At 52.8% G+C, this 15860-nt stretch carries 11 protein-coding genes, 3 tRNA genes, 3 rRNA genes and 1 riboswitch; of the genes, 14 read left to right on the top strand and 3 right to left on the bottom strand.

The window, feature by feature from the left end:
- Nucleotides 1–43: 43 nt before the first annotated feature.
- Nucleotides 44–197, bottom strand: a riboswitch (FMN riboswitch).
- A gap of 143 nt (nucleotides 198–340) precedes the next feature.
- The 6 genes from ASD8599_RS01405 to ASD8599_RS01430 all read left to right on the top strand — a co-directional run bounded on the left by ASD8599_RS01405 (nucleotide 341) and on the right by ASD8599_RS01430 (nucleotide 5113).
- On the top strand, nucleotides 341–967 hold the full coding sequence (locus ASD8599_RS01405; RefSeq protein WP_108829946.1) for an FMN-binding negative transcriptional regulator: 627 nt from the start codon (nucleotides 341–343) through the stop codon (nucleotides 965–967).
- An 87-nt stretch (nucleotides 968–1054) separates the two neighbouring features.
- Nucleotides 1055–1666, top strand: coding sequence for a glutathione S-transferase (locus tag ASD8599_RS01410; protein WP_108826888.1), 612 nt, complete (start codon nucleotides 1055–1057; stop codon nucleotides 1664–1666).
- A gap of 341 nt (nucleotides 1667–2007) precedes the next feature.
- On the top strand, nucleotides 2008–2565 hold the full coding sequence (petA, locus tag ASD8599_RS01415; protein ID WP_108826889.1) for a ubiquinol-cytochrome c reductase iron-sulfur subunit: 558 nt from the start codon (nucleotides 2008–2010) through the stop codon (nucleotides 2563–2565).
- 12 nt (nucleotides 2566–2577) lie between these two features.
- Nucleotides 2578–3918 carry a cytochrome b gene (gene petB, locus ASD8599_RS01420; protein WP_108826890.1) on the top strand — a complete coding sequence of 447 codons (1341 nt, stop codon included), beginning with the start codon at nucleotides 2578–2580 and terminating at the stop codon, nucleotides 3916–3918.
- Between the two features lie 12 nt (nucleotides 3919–3930).
- Nucleotides 3931–4710 carry a cytochrome c1 gene (locus ASD8599_RS01425; protein WP_108826891.1) on the top strand — a complete coding sequence of 260 codons (780 nt, stop codon included), beginning with the start codon at nucleotides 3931–3933 and terminating at the stop codon, nucleotides 4708–4710.
- Nucleotides 4711–4783: 73 nt separating this feature from the next.
- Nucleotides 4784–5113: a thiamine-binding protein gene (locus ASD8599_RS01430; protein WP_108826892.1), complete on the top strand. Its 330-nt coding sequence runs from the start codon at nucleotides 4784–4786 to the stop codon at nucleotides 5111–5113.
- A gap of 54 nt (nucleotides 5114–5167) precedes the next feature.
- Here ASD8599_RS01430 and ASD8599_RS01435 read toward each other — a convergent pair whose 3' ends face one another.
- The 3 genes from ASD8599_RS01435 to dapF form a co-directional block, all read right to left on the bottom strand.
- Nucleotides 5168–5884: a class I SAM-dependent methyltransferase gene (locus ASD8599_RS01435; RefSeq protein ID WP_108826893.1), complete on the bottom strand. Its 717-nt coding sequence runs from the start codon at nucleotides 5882–5884 to the stop codon at nucleotides 5168–5170.
- Between the two features lie 66 nt (nucleotides 5885–5950).
- Entirely contained in the window at nucleotides 5951–7204 is a 1254-nt protein-coding gene (mtaB, locus tag ASD8599_RS01440) for a tRNA (N(6)-L-threonylcarbamoyladenosine(37)-C(2))-methylthiotransferase MtaB (protein WP_108826894.1), read from the bottom strand.
- Nucleotides 7201–8043 carry a diaminopimelate epimerase gene (dapF, locus tag ASD8599_RS01445; RefSeq protein WP_422664738.1) on the bottom strand — a complete coding sequence of 281 codons (843 nt, stop codon included), beginning with the start codon at nucleotides 8041–8043 and terminating at the stop codon, nucleotides 7201–7203. Before dapF ends, mtaB begins: the two co-directional genes overlap by 4 nt.
- 97 nt (nucleotides 8044–8140) lie before the next feature.
- Here dapF and ASD8599_RS01450 point away from each other — a divergent pair.
- The 8 genes from ASD8599_RS01450 (at nucleotide 8141) to ASD8599_RS01490 (ending at nucleotide 15846) form a co-directional block, all read left to right on the top strand.
- Nucleotides 8141–8216, top strand: a tRNA-Lys gene (locus tag ASD8599_RS01450).
- Nucleotides 8217–9151: 935 nt separating this feature from the next.
- Nucleotides 9152–10616 (top strand): 16S ribosomal RNA (locus tag ASD8599_RS01460).
- A gap of 254 nt (nucleotides 10617–10870) precedes the next feature.
- A tRNA-Ala gene (locus ASD8599_RS01465) sits at nucleotides 10871–10946 on the top strand.
- Between the two features lie 53 nt (nucleotides 10947–10999).
- Nucleotides 11000–11076 (top strand) — tRNA-Ile (locus ASD8599_RS01470).
- 395 nt (nucleotides 11077–11471) lie between these two features.
- Nucleotides 11472–14302 (top strand): 23S ribosomal RNA (locus ASD8599_RS01475).
- Nucleotides 14303–14482: 180 nt separating this feature from the next.
- Nucleotides 14483–14597: ribosomal RNA gene (gene rrf / locus ASD8599_RS01480) — 5S ribosomal RNA — on the top strand.
- Together the 16S, 23S and 5S rRNA genes with 2 tRNA genes alongside form the textbook arrangement of a ribosomal RNA operon.
- A 125-nt stretch (nucleotides 14598–14722) precedes the next feature.
- A complete protein-coding gene (locus ASD8599_RS01485) occupies nucleotides 14723–15556 on the top strand; it encodes a glycosyltransferase family 2 protein (RefSeq protein WP_108826896.1) in 834 nt (277 codons plus the stop codon).
- Between the two features lie 101 nt (nucleotides 15557–15657).
- Nucleotides 15658–15846: a PLD nuclease N-terminal domain-containing protein gene (locus tag ASD8599_RS01490; protein WP_108826897.1), complete on the top strand. Its 189-nt coding sequence runs from the start codon at nucleotides 15658–15660 to the stop codon at nucleotides 15844–15846.
- The last annotated feature ends 14 nt before the right edge of the window (nucleotides 15847–15860 follow it).

Genomic DNA, 15860 nt, shown 5'->3' on the forward strand with positions numbered 1-15860 from the left:
AGGCGATTACATGCAATGAGATCCCCCAAGCGGGAGGTCACACGCACATTCTCTTTCATCCGGACTATGACCGTCGGCTCAGGCATCTCACCTGATCTGCTTGACCCTCGAAAGCTATACAACCGAGGCGCTCGCGGGCTCATGGGGCAAACCCACATACCGCCGGTGGGGAATTTCACCCCGCCCTGAGAATAGGATTAAGTTGCAGAAGTTGTGCGTCCTCTGCAATAGAGAAAACGACCTGTGACGAAGCGTTCAAGACGCTTCGGTCAAAGTGAAATGTTGTATGAAAATTCGAACGTCGGCGATCGCCGCTGCGCAAAAATGGTGGACCAATCAGATGCATCCCAATCCGATCTTTCATACCGAAGATGCACAACGCAATCTTGCCTACGCCCGCGAGACAGCATTTGGCGTTCTAGCTGTGAATGCGCCGGATGGCCCACACATCAGCCATATCCCGTTTCTGTTGTCCGAGGATGGGAGAACCGCGGAGCTTCATCTTGTGCGTTCCAACCCGATTGCACGCGCTTTAAAGACGCCTTTGCGTTGCAAGATTGCGGTATCTGGTCCTGATAGCTACATCTCGCCGGACTGGTACAAGGTGCCCGATCAGGTGCCCACATGGAACTATGTGGCTGTGCATTTGAGCGGTGAACTGACGTTGCAACCCCAAGATAAGATGCATGACTTGCTGGACCGGCAATCTGCGTTTTTTGAAGACCAACTGCTGCCCAAGCCCCCGTGGCTCACGAGCAAAATGACCCCTGACGTTTTGCACAAGATGATGCGCCAGATTGTGCCGTGTCGTATGGATGTGACGGGCGTGGACGGGACGTGGAAGCTAAGCCAGAACAAGCCTGATGATGTGCGGCTGCGGGCCGCTGACGGGGTTGATGCCTATGGAATCGGAACTGATCCACGCGTGCTGGCTGCCTTGATGCGTGGAGCGTCGGGTGCGAAATGATGGTCGCGCGACTTCGGAAATGACCGTGTTGTAAGTTTCGGCACCTCTGGCAATAGTGTATGTGACGCTTGCAAAAGGAACCCTGCGATGAAGCTATATTACAGTCCGACCTCACCCTATGTTCGCAAAGTCATGATTTTGCTAAGCGAAACAGGACAAACAGACGACGTTGAGCTGGTGTCGTCCTCAACATCGCCCATTAATCCGGTTGACGGGCTACAGGCAAAAAACCCGCTCAATAAAATTCCTGCGCTTGAGCGTCCGGATGGCCCGACGTTGTACGACAGCCGTGTGATTTGCCAGTATCTGGATGATCGTGCAGGCGGGGCATTGTACCCGACAGGTGCGCGGCGCTGGGACACGCTGACGCTTGAGGCGACGGCGGATGGCATTCTGGATGCGGCTTTGTTGGTCACCTATGAGGGGCGCATGCGTCCGGCTGACAAGCAATGGGATGAGTGGTCAGACGCGCAGTGGGGTAAAATTGTGAGCGGATGTGCCGCCTTGACCACACGTTGGATGAGCCATTTAAACGGACCGTTGGATATGGGACAGATCGCGGTGGCATGTGCGCTGGGCTATGTCGATTTCCGACATGACGCCCGCAACTGGCGCAAAGGAAATGACGCTTTGGCGGATTGGTATGCCAAGTTTGCAGAACGCGACGATATGAAAGCGACGGTGCCGCCTGCGGGGTAAGTACGGACGCCTGAACCTGCCGGACTTTACCGGAATGTGTTCCGCTTTTTCAGGACACGATGTGGTGGTTTTCAGATTTGGACGCGAAGCCAGTCTGAAAACCCGCTCCGATTCGGTATAAATTTGCGTAAGACGCCTGACGCACCTTGAAAATTGCAGCGCAATTACACTTAAAAATACCTGTTTTCTTAAACTTAACCTCTACCTGCGACCAGATGCGTCAATGATGTGTCTGGACGGGTGCGCTTCACCAAGCTAGATACCGCCTCAGCACGGCTGCGTTTTGACGCCGCCCTTACGCCCAATGGCCTGGTTTGGCCTTGAATAAATGGAGAACCCACGTGTCCGATCACGAAGAACACGAAGGCACCCGCCGGGACTTTCTGTACTACGCCACAGCTGGCGCCGGTGCGGTCGCGACAGGCGCTGCGGTTTGGCCTTTGGTCAACCAGATGAACCCCTCAGCAGATGTGCGCGCCTTGGCGTCGATCCGCGTGGACGTTGCCGATGTTGAGCCGGGCACGCAAATCACGGTGAAGTGGTTGGGCAAGCCTGTCTTTATCCGTCGCCGTACAGACGAAGAAATTGAAGCGGCACGGGCTGTTGATCTGGCTGATTTGCCGGATCAAGGCGCTGAAAACGCAAACCTGGGCGACGTGGACGCATCTGACGCGAACCGTGCCTTGTCGGAAGACGGCGAATGGCTGGTGATGATGGGCGTTTGCACGCACTTGGGCTGTGTGCCTTTGGGTGATGCGGGCGACTTTGGCGGCTGGTTCTGCCCGTGCCATGGTTCGCACTACGACACAGCTGGTCGTATTCGCAAAGGCCCGGCGCCTACGAACCTGCCGGTTCCCCCTGCAGAATTCGTGGATGAAACCACGATCAAACTCGGTTAAGGAGAAAGACCTATGGCTGGAATTCCTCACGACCATTATGAGCCCAAAACTGGCGGCGAAAAGTGGCTTCACTCGCGCTTGCCTGTTGTTGGTTTGCTTTATGACACATTGATGATCCCAACACCCAAGAACCTGAACTGGATGTGGATCTGGGGCATTGTTCTGACGTTCTGTCTGGCGTTGCAAATCATCACCGGTATCGTTTTGGCGATGCATTATACGCCGCATGTCGACAACGCCTTTGCGTCTGTTGAACACATCATGCGCAACGTGAACGGCGGCTATATGCTGCGGTATTTGCATGCAAACGGTGCGTCCTTGTTCTTTATTGCCGTGTACGCCCACATCTTCCGTGGTTTGTATTACGGGTCTTACAAAGCGCCGCGCGAAATCACATGGATCATCGGCATGCTTATCTATCTGATGATGATGGGCACCGCGTTTATGGGTTACGTTTTGCCATGGGGACAAATGTCCTTCTGGGGTGCGACCGTGATCACCGGCCTGTTTGGTGCGATCCCGTTTGTGGGTGAAGCGTTGCAGACATGGCTTTTGGGTGGACCAGCGGTGGACAACGCCACGCTGAACCGTTTCTTCAGCTTGCACTACTTGCTGCCCTTCGTGATTGCCGGTCTTGTGATCGTGCACATCTGGGCGTTCCACACCACCGGCAACAACAACCCGACAGGCGTTGAAGTGCGTCGTGGGTCCAAGGAAGAAGCAGAAAAAGACACGCTTCCATTCTGGCCCTACTTCGTGATCAAGGACTTGTTCGCGTTGGCCGTGATCCTGGCGGTATTCTTCGCAGTGGTTGGGTTTATGCCGAACTATCTGGGGCACCCGGACAACTACATTGAAGCAAACCCGCTGGCGACGCCTGCGCATATTGTTCCTGAATGGTACTTCTTGCCGTTCTATGCGATTTTGCGTGCCTTCACCTCAGAGGTTTGGGTCGTGCAAATCGCGTCCTTTGTGACCGGTGGGATCATCGATGCGAAGTTCTTTGGTGTTCTAGCTATGTTTGGTGCGATTGCGGTTATGGCGCTTGCGCCGTGGCTGGACACATCAAGCGTTCGCTCTGGCCGTTACCGTCCAATGTTCAAGTGGTGGTTTGCGCTGTTGGTTGTCGATTTCTTTGCCCTGATGTGGCTGGGTGCGATGCCTGCGGAAGAACCATACGCAACATTGTCTTTGATCGCCTCGGCCTATTGGTTCGGGTACTTCCTGGTCATTCTGCCATTGCTTGGCGTGATCGAGAAACCGGACACACCGCCTGCGACAATCGAAGATGACTTTAACGCACACTACGGTGGCGATGCGGCTGCGGGCTCTGCCCAGCAACCAGCCGAATAAGAGGATATGCGTATGTTCAAGAAACTCGCAATCAGTGCTGTGGCGGCCCTTGGGCTGGCCACAGGTGCCTTCGCCGCTGGCGGTGCCGGGCACGTCGAAAACTTCGAATACTCCTTCGAAGGTCCTTTCGGCAAATATGACCAAAACCAGCTGCAACGTGGTTTGCAGGTGTACACCGAAGTTTGCTCTGCGTGTCACGGCCTGAAGTTTGTGCCGATCCGCACGCTGTCCGACGAAGGTGGTCCGCACATGGACGAAGATCAGATCCGCGCCTATGCCGCGCAGTTCGATATCTTTGATCCCGAGCTGGATGACGATCGTCCCCGTGGCCCTGCCGATTTCTTCCCGGAATCCGGTTTGGAAAACGCGCCCGATTTGTCCATGATGGCCAAAGCGCGTGCAGGTTTCCACGGCCCCTACGGTTTGGGCATCAACCAGTTCTTCAAAGGCATGGGCGGTCCTGAATATATCGCATCCCTGTTGACCGGCTACACCGGTGAAGAAAAAGAACAGGCAGGTGTTACGTTCTACGAAAACACGGCCTTTCCGGGCGGTTGGATTTCGATGGCGCCTCCGTTGTACGGTGAAGATGTTGAATATGCAGACGGTCATGCGAACGACCTGCATCACATCGCCGAAGACGTATCTGCGTTCTTGATGTGGACGGCTGAGCCGAAAATGATGGCGCGTAAGCAAGCCGGTTTTGTGGGTGTGCTGTTTTTGACGATCCTGTCGGTTCTGTTGTACCTGACAAACAAGCGTCTTTGGGCACCGCACAAGCGTAAGCACTAAACGCATCCAAAGTTTTGAAAGGCCCCGCGCGAACCATCGTGTGGGGCCTTTTGCATTTCAGGGGAGATGAAAGATGAATCCAAACACGAAAACGATGCTGGCGTTTCAGGTGATTCCCCGTTTGAGGGAAGGCAATAATTTCGAAGTCGTGGACCGTGCGATTGCCGTGGTTCAGGCGGCGGGCGTACCGTTTCAAGTGGGTGCGATGGAAACCACAATGCAGGGTGATCTAGATCATTTGCTGACAATTGTGAAAGCCGCTGAACAGGCGTGTTTGGACGCGGGCGCTGTCGAGGTCATCACAAACATCAAAATCCACACAACGACACCTGATGCCACAGACACGTTTTGCACATACGATCGCGGTGTGACGCCAGCCAACCATATGTTTGTCGGGACATAGGCTCAGGACCCACTAATGCTGTGGCGCTGGTTTGATGGGTCCTGAGCCTAAGCGTTACGTGTCGCCCTTTGGTCTTAAAAAGCAAGTGGCGCGGCGCATGTTGGTTTTTCGGTAATAGTCTGCGACCCCGCCACGCCTGCCCCGCGGAATATCGCTGACATCGTTCCATTCCAGATCAAAACCGGCGCTGTCCGCCATCAATTCCATCGCGCGAAAGGACGGCACGCCTTTGACGGCGATCTCGTGCCCGTCGTATTCCGGTATAGCGTTTAGAATTTGGTCTGTGCGTTCTTGCACCAGCTGAATGATCGGATTGTCGCGTGTTGAAAACTCACTGTCGATGATGACAAGCTTTGGTTTCACGGCGCGAATTTGTTTTAACAGACGTTGGTGATCCATAATGTGGTAGTAGATGCCCAGCACTCCGACCACGTCAAATCGTTCGCCCTCGGCAATCGCTGCATCCAGGCCGTCAAAGATATCGGTGCAGTGCAATTGTACCTTGTTCCGCAGCTCTTCATCGGGGAAATCGGGAAACGAATCTATCAATTCCTGTCGCCCCTCAAACCCGACCACTTCGCGTGCACCAGCCGCCGCAAAGGCATAACACCAACGCCCGTCATGGGACGCCAGATCAAGTACGCGCGCGTTCTTGAAATAGGGTTTCACGGGACCGATGATAAACCTGCGTCGCAAGTTCAGACGGTTGGCTTGTGGGCGGTCAATTGACGCGTAACGTGGTAAGGTATCGATAAAATCAAAGAATGGCATAGAGGGAACTTTTGCTAAGACTGCCGGACCTTACCCCATCTGCTGCAAAAAGCTATCACATCTGCATTACGCGGTCAGCTGTTGTCCTTGCGTACCTTTAATCTGGGCGTGCACGATGGCGCCTTCGGTCTGCGGGACGTCAAAAACAACTTCGGTAAACTGTGGGGTGCGCCCCATCGTGGCGTTCTCCATCAGGACGTTGTGACGCTGCCCCACTTGCTGTGACAGATGCGCTTTGACTTGTGCGTCACCGGCCGCCCGCAACGCCGCGGCGCGCAGCTTGATGTCGGCACCGTTCACAGCCGGCATTCTGGCCGCTGGCGTGCCTTGGCGCGCCGAATAGGGAAAGACGTGCAACCACGTCAGATCGCAATCCTGAACCAGCTTTAATGAGTTCTGAAACATTGCGTCGGTTTCGGTTGGAAACCCCGCAATAATATCGGCACCAAATGTCATATCTGGCCGCAACGCTTTTGCGTCTTGCGTGAAGCGGATCGCATCATCGCGCAGGTGCCGCCGCTTCATCCGTTTCAAAATCATGTCATCGCCATGCTGAAGCGACAGGTGCAAATGCGGCATAAGACGTGGTTCAGTGGCAATGGCCTGCATCAGGTTGTCGTCGACTTCGATGCTGTCTATGGAACTGATCCGAAGCCTTGGCAAATCGGGGATCAACTTCAGGATTCGCATCACCAGATCGCCCAGTTTTGGTTCGCCCGGTAAATCAGCACCCCAGCTGGTCAAATCCACACCCGTCAGCACGACCTCGTTAAAGCCTTTGTCCACTAAGCGTTTGATTTGGTCTACAACCACCCCCGCCGGTACAGACCGAGAATTTCCTCGGCCATAAGGAATGATGCAAAAGGTGCAGCGGTGATCGCAGCCGTTTTGCACCTGTACGTAAGCGCGGCTGCGTGTGCCAAACCCGTCAATCAAATGACCCGCCGTTTCAGTGACCGACATGATGTCGTCCACTTGCACCGCTTCCGTTTCGCCGATGAAATCCGCAGCCAGCCCTTGCCACGTGGCGCCCTGCATCTTTTCGGTGTTGCCGATCACCGCATCGACTTCTTCCATGCTGGTGAAGGTGTCAGGTTCCGTTTGGGCGGCGCACCCTGTCACGATCAAACGCGCCTCCGGATTGGCACGGCGTAGTTTGCGGATGTCCTGACGCGCTTTGCGTACCGCTTCGGCTGTGACGGCGCAGGTGTTTACGATGACTGCATTTTGCAATCCGGCCTCTTGGGCCAATTCGCGCATGGCTTCGGTTTCATAGGCGTTCAAGCGGCAACCGTGGTTGGAAAACGTAGGGGCGCTCATGTCAGGCTGTCCAAAAAGCTTGGTGTGAGGGTTCCGGAAAACACATGCATCGTCTGCCCCGTCATCCAGACGCCGTCTTCGCGCCAATCAATATGTAATGTGCCCCCGTCAAGGTCGATCTGCACCTGACGCCCTGTAAGCCCCCTACGGGCTGCAGCCACAGCCGCGGCGCAACTTGATGACCCTGAGGCCAGCGTAATGCCGACACCACGTTCCCAAACCCGCATACGGATGTGGTCTGGCCCAATGATTTGCGCAAACTGAACATTCGTGCGTTCGGGATAAAGAGGGTGATGTTCCATCTTGGCGCCTTGGGCCGCCAAATCTACAGCCTCAACGGCATCGACGAAAAATGTGCAATGTGGGTTGCCCATGCCTGTCGCTGTTGGTGCCCCTGCTATAGGCAGTTCCATCGTATCCATGGCTTGCGCCAAAGGCACATCCGCCCATTCCAACTGCGGATGTCCCATATTCACCGAAGTTACACCAGCGCCTTGGTCGGTGGCGTGAAGCGTGCCGCGATCGGTCGTCAACTTAAGCGCCGTTTCACCAGAGCCGTCCATCAGGTAACGTGCGATACACCGGGTGGCATTGCCGCATGCCGCAGATGTTGATCCATCAGCATTGTAAAAAGTCAGATGTGCGTCCGCTTGCCCGTTTTCTATGACAGCAAGCTGATCAAATCCCACACCTTTATGACGATCTGCCAAACCTTTGGCCAACGCAGGGGTAATGTCCGCCCCGGTTGTACGGGCGTCAATAACGACAAAGTCGTTGCCTAGCCCGTGCATTTTCATAAAGGGCAGTTCATGTGCAGAATCTATAGCCATGGCGGGCATATAACCCCGTGTTTCGATCTAATCCAGTATGTCGCACAGAAAGATGAAAATGAGGGCTTGACCAATCATGCGACTCTTTCTAGTTACCCACCTCGTGGGGCCGTTAGCTCAGTTGGTAGAGCAGCTGACTTTTAATCAGCGGGTCGCAGGTTCGAATCCTGCACGGCTCACCACTTTACCTCTATTGCTGGTAAAACTTGCGAATGCCTCCTGTGGGCATAGGATCGCGCTTTACCATCTTGGCCAACGTTCACTTTGTGTCGTTCGGGGTGCATCGTAAGCTGTGTTGGGTGAAACCCCGTTCCTGCGCATGTCCCTTCTTTATCCTTTTACCTGTCTTGTCGCCTATGCCTTTAGGGGCGTGCCGCGTTGGGTCATGACCGAGGGTTTGGACTGCCATGTTAAAGTGCGCGAGGGGCACCGCGTTCTATATGCCGTGCGAGGTTCGTCTGTGTAAGCGCGCTGTGAAGGCTTCATGCTATGCAGGGCAACTGTAGTGATCGTTTTGAACGGATTTACCGGGTTATGGTCAGTGGGTTCCTTCAAGGGACTACGTTGCCCTGGTGCAGACCGTTCAAAAACAGGCAGTCGGAAAAGAAATTCAAAAAAAATCACATTAATCGAAAAAAGGGGTTGTGGGTTCTGAGAGCTGTCTTTATAGACACATTTCTCAGCAGGGAGCAACGAGCCACCCACTGAGGCGCCAGAGACAACAAAGCAGCAATGCAGCGGGGTTCGAGGTGATACGAAATACAGATACGATTGATGCTAGCGCGTCGTTTAGTTAGGGCGCTGTTGGTTTGATTTTGTCTGCGGGATCTGATCCCACGTTGTTTGAAAATTGAATATCTGAAGAGATATGTGGGCGGTTTGGTTCATTCGATGGATCAACCTTCTGTATATCAACGCCGGTAGAGAGACGCATTTATGTGTTGATCGATGACCGGTGTCAGCTTCACTGTTTGTACGGTTCTTCGGTTACTTTGGTAACTGAAGCACAGACAAACAGAGATGTTGGTCTGAACTTTGTGTCTGTCACAGGATGCATTTAGTAAGGCTAACGATGTGCAGAGGTTCGAACGTCAAGGATAAGCTGGTAACAGCTTTTCAACTTGAGAGTTTGATCCTGGCTCAGAACGAACGCTGGCGGCAGGCCTAACACATGCAAGTCGAGCGCTACCTTCGGGTGGAGCGGCGGACGGGTTAGTAACGCGTGGGAATGTACCCTTCTCTATGGAATAGCCATTGGAAACGATGAGTAATACCATATACGCCCTTCGGGGGAAAGATTTATCGGAGAAGGATCAGCCCGCGTTAGATTAGATAGTTGGTGGGGTAATGGCCTACCAAGTCTACGATCTATAGCTGGTTTTAGAGGATGATCAGCAACACTGGGACTGAGACACGGCCCAGACTCCTACGGGAGGCAGCAGTGGGGAATCTTAGACAATGGGCGCAAGCCTGATCTAGCCATGCCGCGTGAGTGATGAAGGCCTTAGGGTCGTAAAGCTCTTTCGCCAGGGATGATAATGACAGTACCTGGTAAAGAAACCCCGGCTAACTCCGTGCCAGCAGCCGCGGTAATACGGAGGGGGTTAGCGTTGTTCGGAATTACTGGGCGTAAAGCGCACGTAGGCGGATCAGAAAGTAAGGGGTGAAATCCCAGGGCTCAACCCTGGAACTGCCTCTTAAACTCCTGGTCTTGAGTTCGAGAGAGGTGAGTGGAATTCCAAGTGTAGAGGTGAAATTCGTAGATATTTGGAGGAACACCAGTGGCGAAGGCGGCTCACTGGCTCGATACTGACGCTGAGGTGCGAAAGTGTGGGGAGCAAACAGGATTAGATACCCTGGTAGTCCACACCGTAAACGATGAATGCCAGACGTCGGGCAGTATACTGTTCGGTGTCACACCTAACGGATTAAGCATTCCGCCTGGGGAGTACGGTCGCAAGATTAAAACTCAAAGGAATTGACGGGGGCCCGCACAAGCGGTGGAGCATGTGGTTTAATTCGAAGCAACGCGCAGAACCTTACCAACCCTTGACATACTCGTCGTCGCTCCAGAGATGGAGCTTTCAGCTAGGCTGGACGAGATACAGGTGCTGCATGGCTGTCGTCAGCTCGTGTCGTGAGATGTTCGGTTAAGTCCGGCAACGAGCGCAACCCACATCTTTAGTTGCCAGCAGTTCGGCTGGGCACTCTAAAGAAACTGCCCGTGATAAGCGGGAGGAAGGTGTGGATGACGTCAAGTCCTCATGGCCCTTACGGGTTGGGCTACACACGTGCTACAATGGCAGTGACAATGGGTTAATCCCAAAAAGCTGTCTCAGTTCGGATTGGGGTCTGCAACTCGACCCCATGAAGTCGGAATCGCTAGTAATCGCGTAACAGCATGACGCGGTGAATACGTTCCCGGGCCTTGTACACACCGCCCGTCACACCATGGGAGTTGGTTCTACCCGACGGCCGTGCGCTAACCTTTTAGGAGGCAGCGGACCACGGTAGGATCAGCGACTGGGGTGAAGTCGTAACAAGGTAGCCGTAGGGGAACCTGCGGCTGGATCACCTCCTTTCTAAGGATGTTCCTAGCAGCATGAACTTGTTCATACTCGTGGAACACTTAGCAAGAACAGCAAACAAAGCTGTTCAACATCAAAGGCATCGCAAGATGACCTTCGGACCGAGCCGTCCTCATATCTCTTCAGCAAGCGTCTTGCGCAGCAAGGCGCGTAGCCCTGTCAGGGTATTGGCGTAGCCAATATCCCGAGAAGGGAAGAAGGTGCGACATGCACCAACGAACGCCGATTTTGCATCCGCAAGATCAGCTGGGGCCTTAGCTCAGTTGGTAGAGCGCCTGATTTGCATTCAGGAGGTCAGCGGTTCGACCCCGCTAGGCTCCACCAAACATTCCGGCATTTGCCAGGATGCGCGGTCCTGAAACGGACCCAATCAAAATGGGTCGGTAGCTCAGGTGGTTAGAGCGCACGCCTGATAAGCGTGAGGTCGGAGGTTCAAGTCCTCCTCGACCCACCATTTTGAAAGATAGAACACATCATCAAGCCTTTCTACGGAAAGGTTTGACAGTCTGTTCTACAGACTTTGACATCGTTTATAGAGATACAAAATATCAACACTGTTTGATCGCCATAAGTAAGTGGATGATCTCAGTTTGGTGCTGACGGCTTCGGCCCGACGCGAGCGTTTGACATAGGCTGTTTCCTCGGCCTCTCAAGCGTCTGCCATCTGAAACGAACAGAGTTGTCCAAGTCAAGTACACTAACCACGAATGCTTCGCACGAAGCATTCAACTAGTCAGCATGATACAAACATGCTGGCGGGAAAAGTATACTTTTGACCAGAAGAATGGAGTGAGTTTCTTACCAGCTTCTCGCTCCGCGTTAGACGCAAGTCTTTCTTTTTCTGGATCAAATCAAGCGCGAGAAGGGCGTTTGGTGAATGCCTTGGCAGTAAGAGGCGATGAAAGACGTGATACTCTGCGATAAGTCATGGGGAGCTGAGAATAAGCTTTGATCCATGAATTTCTGAATGGGGCAACCCACCTGACAGTTTGTTATTATTACCTTGGTAATTAATAACGGGCTGAAACAGGTACTTATAGACTGAATACATAGGTTTATAAGAGCAAACCCGGGGAACTGAAACATCTAAGTACCCGGAGGAAAGGAAATCAATTGATACTCCCCTAGTAGCGGCGAGCGAACGGGGACCAGCCGAGCTGTAATTGCGAGCAGAACAACCTGGAAAGGTTGACCATAGTGGGTGACAGTCCCGTATGCGAAGCATGATCAGACGTATTAAGTAGGGCGGGACACGTGAAATCCTGTTCGAAGATCGGAGGACCACCTTCGAAGGCTAAGTACTCCTTACTGACCGATAGTGAACCAGTACCGTGAGGGAAAGGTGAAAAGCACCCCGACGAGGGGAGTGAAACAGTACCTGAAACCGAACGCCTACAAACAGTTGGAGGGCCCTTGCGGCCTGACAGCGTACCTTTTGTATAATGGGTCATCGACTTGGTCTATCTAGCAAGCTTAAGCCGTTAGGTGTAGGCGCAGCGAAAGCGAGTCTTAATAGGGCGAATGAGTTAGGTGGATCAGACCCGAAACCGAGTGATCTAGGCATGGCCAGGTTGAAGGTAAGGTAACACTTACTGGAGGACCGAACCCACATCTGTTGAAAAAGATCGGGATGAGCTGTGCCTAGGGGTGAAAGGCCAATCAAACTCGGAGATAGCTGGTTCTCTGCGAAATCTATTTAGGTAGAGCGTCGACCGAATACCCCGGGGGGTAGAGCACTGGATGGGTAATGGGGCCCCACAGGCTTACTGATCCTAACCAAACTCCGAATACCCGGGAGTACTAGTCGGCAGACACACAGCGAATGCTAACGTCCGTTGTGGAGAGGGAAACAACCCTGACCTACAGCTAAGGCCCCCAATTCATGGCTAAGTGGGAAAGCAGGTGGGACGACCAAAACAACCAGGAGGTTGGCTTAGAAGCAGCCATCCTTTAAAGATAGCGTAACAGCTCACTGGTCTAATTAAGTTGTCCTGCGGCGAAGATGTAACGGGGCTCAAGCCATGAGCCGAAGCTTAGGATGCAATTTATTGCATGGTAGCAGAGCGTAGTGTGACATAGTTCCATGTGTCCTTATCCTCCTTCGGGTGGAATTGGACACAAGGAGCTTTCTGTGAAGCCGGCGCGTGAGCGATCCGGTGGAGAGATCACTAGTGAGAATGATGACATGAGTAGCGACAAAGAGTGTGAGAGACACTCTCGCCGAAAGTCCAAGGGTTCCTGCTTAAAGCTAATCTGAGCAGGGTAAGCCGACCCCTAAGGCGAGGCCGAAAGGCGTAGTCGATGGGAACCAGGTTAATATTCCTGGGCCATGGAGTGGTGACGGATCTCGAAGGTAGTTCATCCTTATCGGATTGAATGGGCTGCTTAGAGGTTCCTGGAAATAGCCCTCCTATAAGATCGTACCCTAAACCGACACAGGTGGACTGGTAGAGAATACCAAGGCGCTTGAGAGAACTATGTTGAAGGAACTCGGCAAAATACCTCCGTAAGTTCGCGAGAAGGAGGCCCGGTTCCTAGGCAACTAGGGGCTGGGGGCACAAACCAGGGGGTGGCGACTGTTTATTAAAAACACAGGGCTCTGCGAAGTCGCAAGACGACGTATAGGGTCTGACGCCTGCCCGGTGCCTGAAGGTTAAAAGGAGGGGTGAGAGCTCTGAATTGAAGCCCAGGTAAACGGCGGCCGTAACTATAACGGTCCTAAGGTAGCGAAATTCCTTGTCGGGTAAGTTCCGACCTGCACGAATGGCGTAACGACTTCCCCGCTGTCTCCAACATAGACTCAGCGAAATTGAATTACCTGTCAAGATGCAGGTTTCCCGCGGTTAGACGGAAAGACCCCGTGCACCTTTACTACAGCTTCACACTGGCATTAGGCTAGCGATGTGCAGAATAGGTGGTAGACTTTGAAGCAGGAACGCCAGTTTCTGTGGAGTCATCTTTGAGATACCACCCTTCGCTCGCTTGATGTCTAACCGCGGTCCGTTATCCGGATCCGGGACCCTGTGTGGCGGGTAGTTTGACTGGGGCGGTCGCCTCCTAAAGCGTAACGGAGGCGCGCGAAGGTTGGCTCAGAGCGGTCGGAAATCGCTCGTTGAGTGCAATGGCAGAAGCCAGCCTGACGGCGAGACTGACAAGTCGAGCAGAGTCGAAAGACGGCCATAGTGATCCGGTGGTCCCAAGTGGGAGGGCCATCGCTCAACGGATAAAAGGTACGCCGGGGATAACAGGCTGATACTGCCCAAGAGTCCATATCGACGGCAGTGTTTGGCACCTCGATGTCGGCTCATCTCATCCTGGGGCTGGAGCAGGTCCCAAGGGTACGGCTGTTCGCCGTTTAAAGAGGTACGTGAGCTGGGTTTAGAACGTCGTGAGACAGTTCGGTCCCTATCTTCCGTGGGTGTAGGATATTTGAGAGGAGTTGCCCCTAGTACGAGAGGACCGGGGTGAACGATCCACTGGTGGACCTGTTGTTGCGCCAGCAGCAGTGCAGGGTAGCTATGATCGGACAGGATAACCGCTGAAGGCATCTAAGCGGGAAGCCCCCCTCAAAACAAGATATCCCTGAGAGCCGAGGTAGACCACCTCGTCGATAGGCCAGAGATGTAAGTGCGGTAACGCATTCAGTTGACTGGTACTAATTGCTCGATAGGCTTGATTTGATCCAGTAAAAGCAAGACTTCTTAGGAAGTTTAGCGATGAACGGTAAATCAAAAGCATACACATCACCTTATGTGCACAGCACGGAGCACATAAGTTAAGTTCAGCGTACGCTGACTTGGACAACACTATATTTTGTATCGTTGCTGTTCAAAGCAGCAACTTGAATGGTTCTTTTTTGGTTTGGTGATCATAGCGCAAGTGAAACACCCGGTCCCATCCCGAACCCGGCAGTTAAGCACTGTAGCGCCGATGGTACTGCGTCTTAAGGCGTGGGAGAGTAGGTCATCGCCAAACCTAATAAGAACCATTCAATCTTAAACGATAACAAAAATTACACAAAAATCTAAAACCAAAAACCGCAAATGCCAAACAAGGTAAATGACTTGTTTGTTGTTACCTATCTTCGATAGTAACTCTGTATGAAAATTTGCGCGATTACTATGGTTTATAGAGACTACTGGGCGCTTGCGCAGTGGGTCAGGCATCACTCGGCTTTGGTCGGGTTAGAAAACCTTTACATTGTTGCTCACGGCAAAGACGAAAAGATCGATCAGATTGGGCAGGGTGCAAATGTTATCACGATCCCACGGGATACTTTAGAAAGCTTCGACCTTGTGCGGGGCCGTCTTCTAAACGGTCTACAAGCGTCTCTGTCCCATGTGTTTGATTGGGTCATCCGAACTGATGCGGATGAATTGATCGTATATGATCCAGAACGATACTCTTGTCTTTCTGACGTTTTGGCAGGTCACGAGAATGCAGCGGTTTTCGCGCTTGGTTGCGACCTCTTCCAATTAGAGAGTGGGTATGAGCTGGCGTTTACCGGGCACTATAGCAAAGCGTTCGCCGTAAGCGATGACACACGGCTGTTCCTGCATGGGGTTCGTATCCGCAAGGGTTTGGTTGCCAAATATCCGTACCAGATGCCTCCCGGTTTATACCTTTTGCATTTGAAATATGCTGATCTGTCGCAGACCGCGATATCCAATCAACACAGAGAAAACATTGCAAACCAAGACGGAATTGGGCTGCCTGGTGTTGCTTGGAAAGACACCAAAAAAGAGACCGAAAAAGTATACAACCAGCTGTTATCCAAGGAGAATACAGGTTTCCGAAACGCAGAAAGTATTGCTTACGACAAGCTGGGATCGAACCCGATCCGCGATGCCGAGAAAAGAGCCGTTCGTTGTAAAAAACTGCGATTTCACTATAAGACACAGCCCCCTGTGTGGTTTCCAAACCTAGAACCGTAAGACAACCCGCCAGCTGGTCTTCATCAAAATATTCCTACGGTTTGGAACCAAAACGTTTGTTGTGCGTTGGGTCTACAAGCAAACAAGAAGGAATAGACACAATGGAATATGCTGGTATCGGTGGTGTAATTATCTTGGCCCTTAACATTTGGGCGATCGTTTCAATTATTGGGTCCGGCGCTTCGACCGGCGGCAAAGTGATCTGGACCTTGTTGGTTCTGGTTTTGCCAGTTATCGGCTTCATCGCATGGTTCTTTGCAGGCCCGCGATCAAACCCAAGCATCGCCTAACATCTTTCAAGCCA

Source organism: Ascidiaceihabitans donghaensis (assembly GCF_900302465.1).
GTDB lineage: Bacteria > Pseudomonadota > Alphaproteobacteria > Rhodobacterales > Rhodobacteraceae > Ascidiaceihabitans > Ascidiaceihabitans donghaensis.

Excerpts from the sequence above, each read along its gene's own strand:
- ASD8599_RS01405 (WP_108829946.1), top strand. The coding sequence starts at position 341 with ATGCATCCCAATCCGATCTTTCATACCGAAGATGCACAACGCAATCTT.
- ASD8599_RS01410 (WP_108826888.1), top strand. The coding sequence starts at position 1,055 with ATGAAGCTATATTACAGTCCGACCTCACCCTATGTTCGCAAAGTCATG.
- petB (WP_108826890.1), top strand. The coding sequence starts at position 2,578 with ATGGCTGGAATTCCTCACGACCATTATGAGCCCAAAACTGGCGGCGAA.
- ASD8599_RS01425 (WP_108826891.1), top strand. The coding sequence starts at position 3,931 with ATGTTCAAGAAACTCGCAATCAGTGCTGTGGCGGCCCTTGGGCTGGCC.
- ASD8599_RS01430 (WP_108826892.1), top strand. The coding sequence starts at position 4,784 with ATGAATCCAAACACGAAAACGATGCTGGCGTTTCAGGTGATTCCCCGT.
- ASD8599_RS01435 (WP_108826893.1), bottom strand. The coding sequence starts at position 5,884 with ATGCCATTCTTTGATTTTATCGATACCTTACCACGTTACGCGTCAATT.
- mtaB (WP_108826894.1), bottom strand. The coding sequence starts at position 7,204 with ATGAGCGCCCCTACGTTTTCCAACCACGGTTGCCGCTTGAACGCCTAT.
- dapF (WP_422664738.1), bottom strand. The coding sequence starts at position 8,043 with ATGCCCGCCATGGCTATAGATTCTGCACATGAACTGCCCTTTATGAAA.
- ASD8599_RS01485 (WP_108826896.1), top strand. The coding sequence starts at position 14,723 with ATGAAAATTTGCGCGATTACTATGGTTTATAGAGACTACTGGGCGCTT.
- ASD8599_RS01490 (WP_108826897.1), top strand. The coding sequence starts at position 15,658 with ATGGAATATGCTGGTATCGGTGGTGTAATTATCTTGGCCCTTAACATT.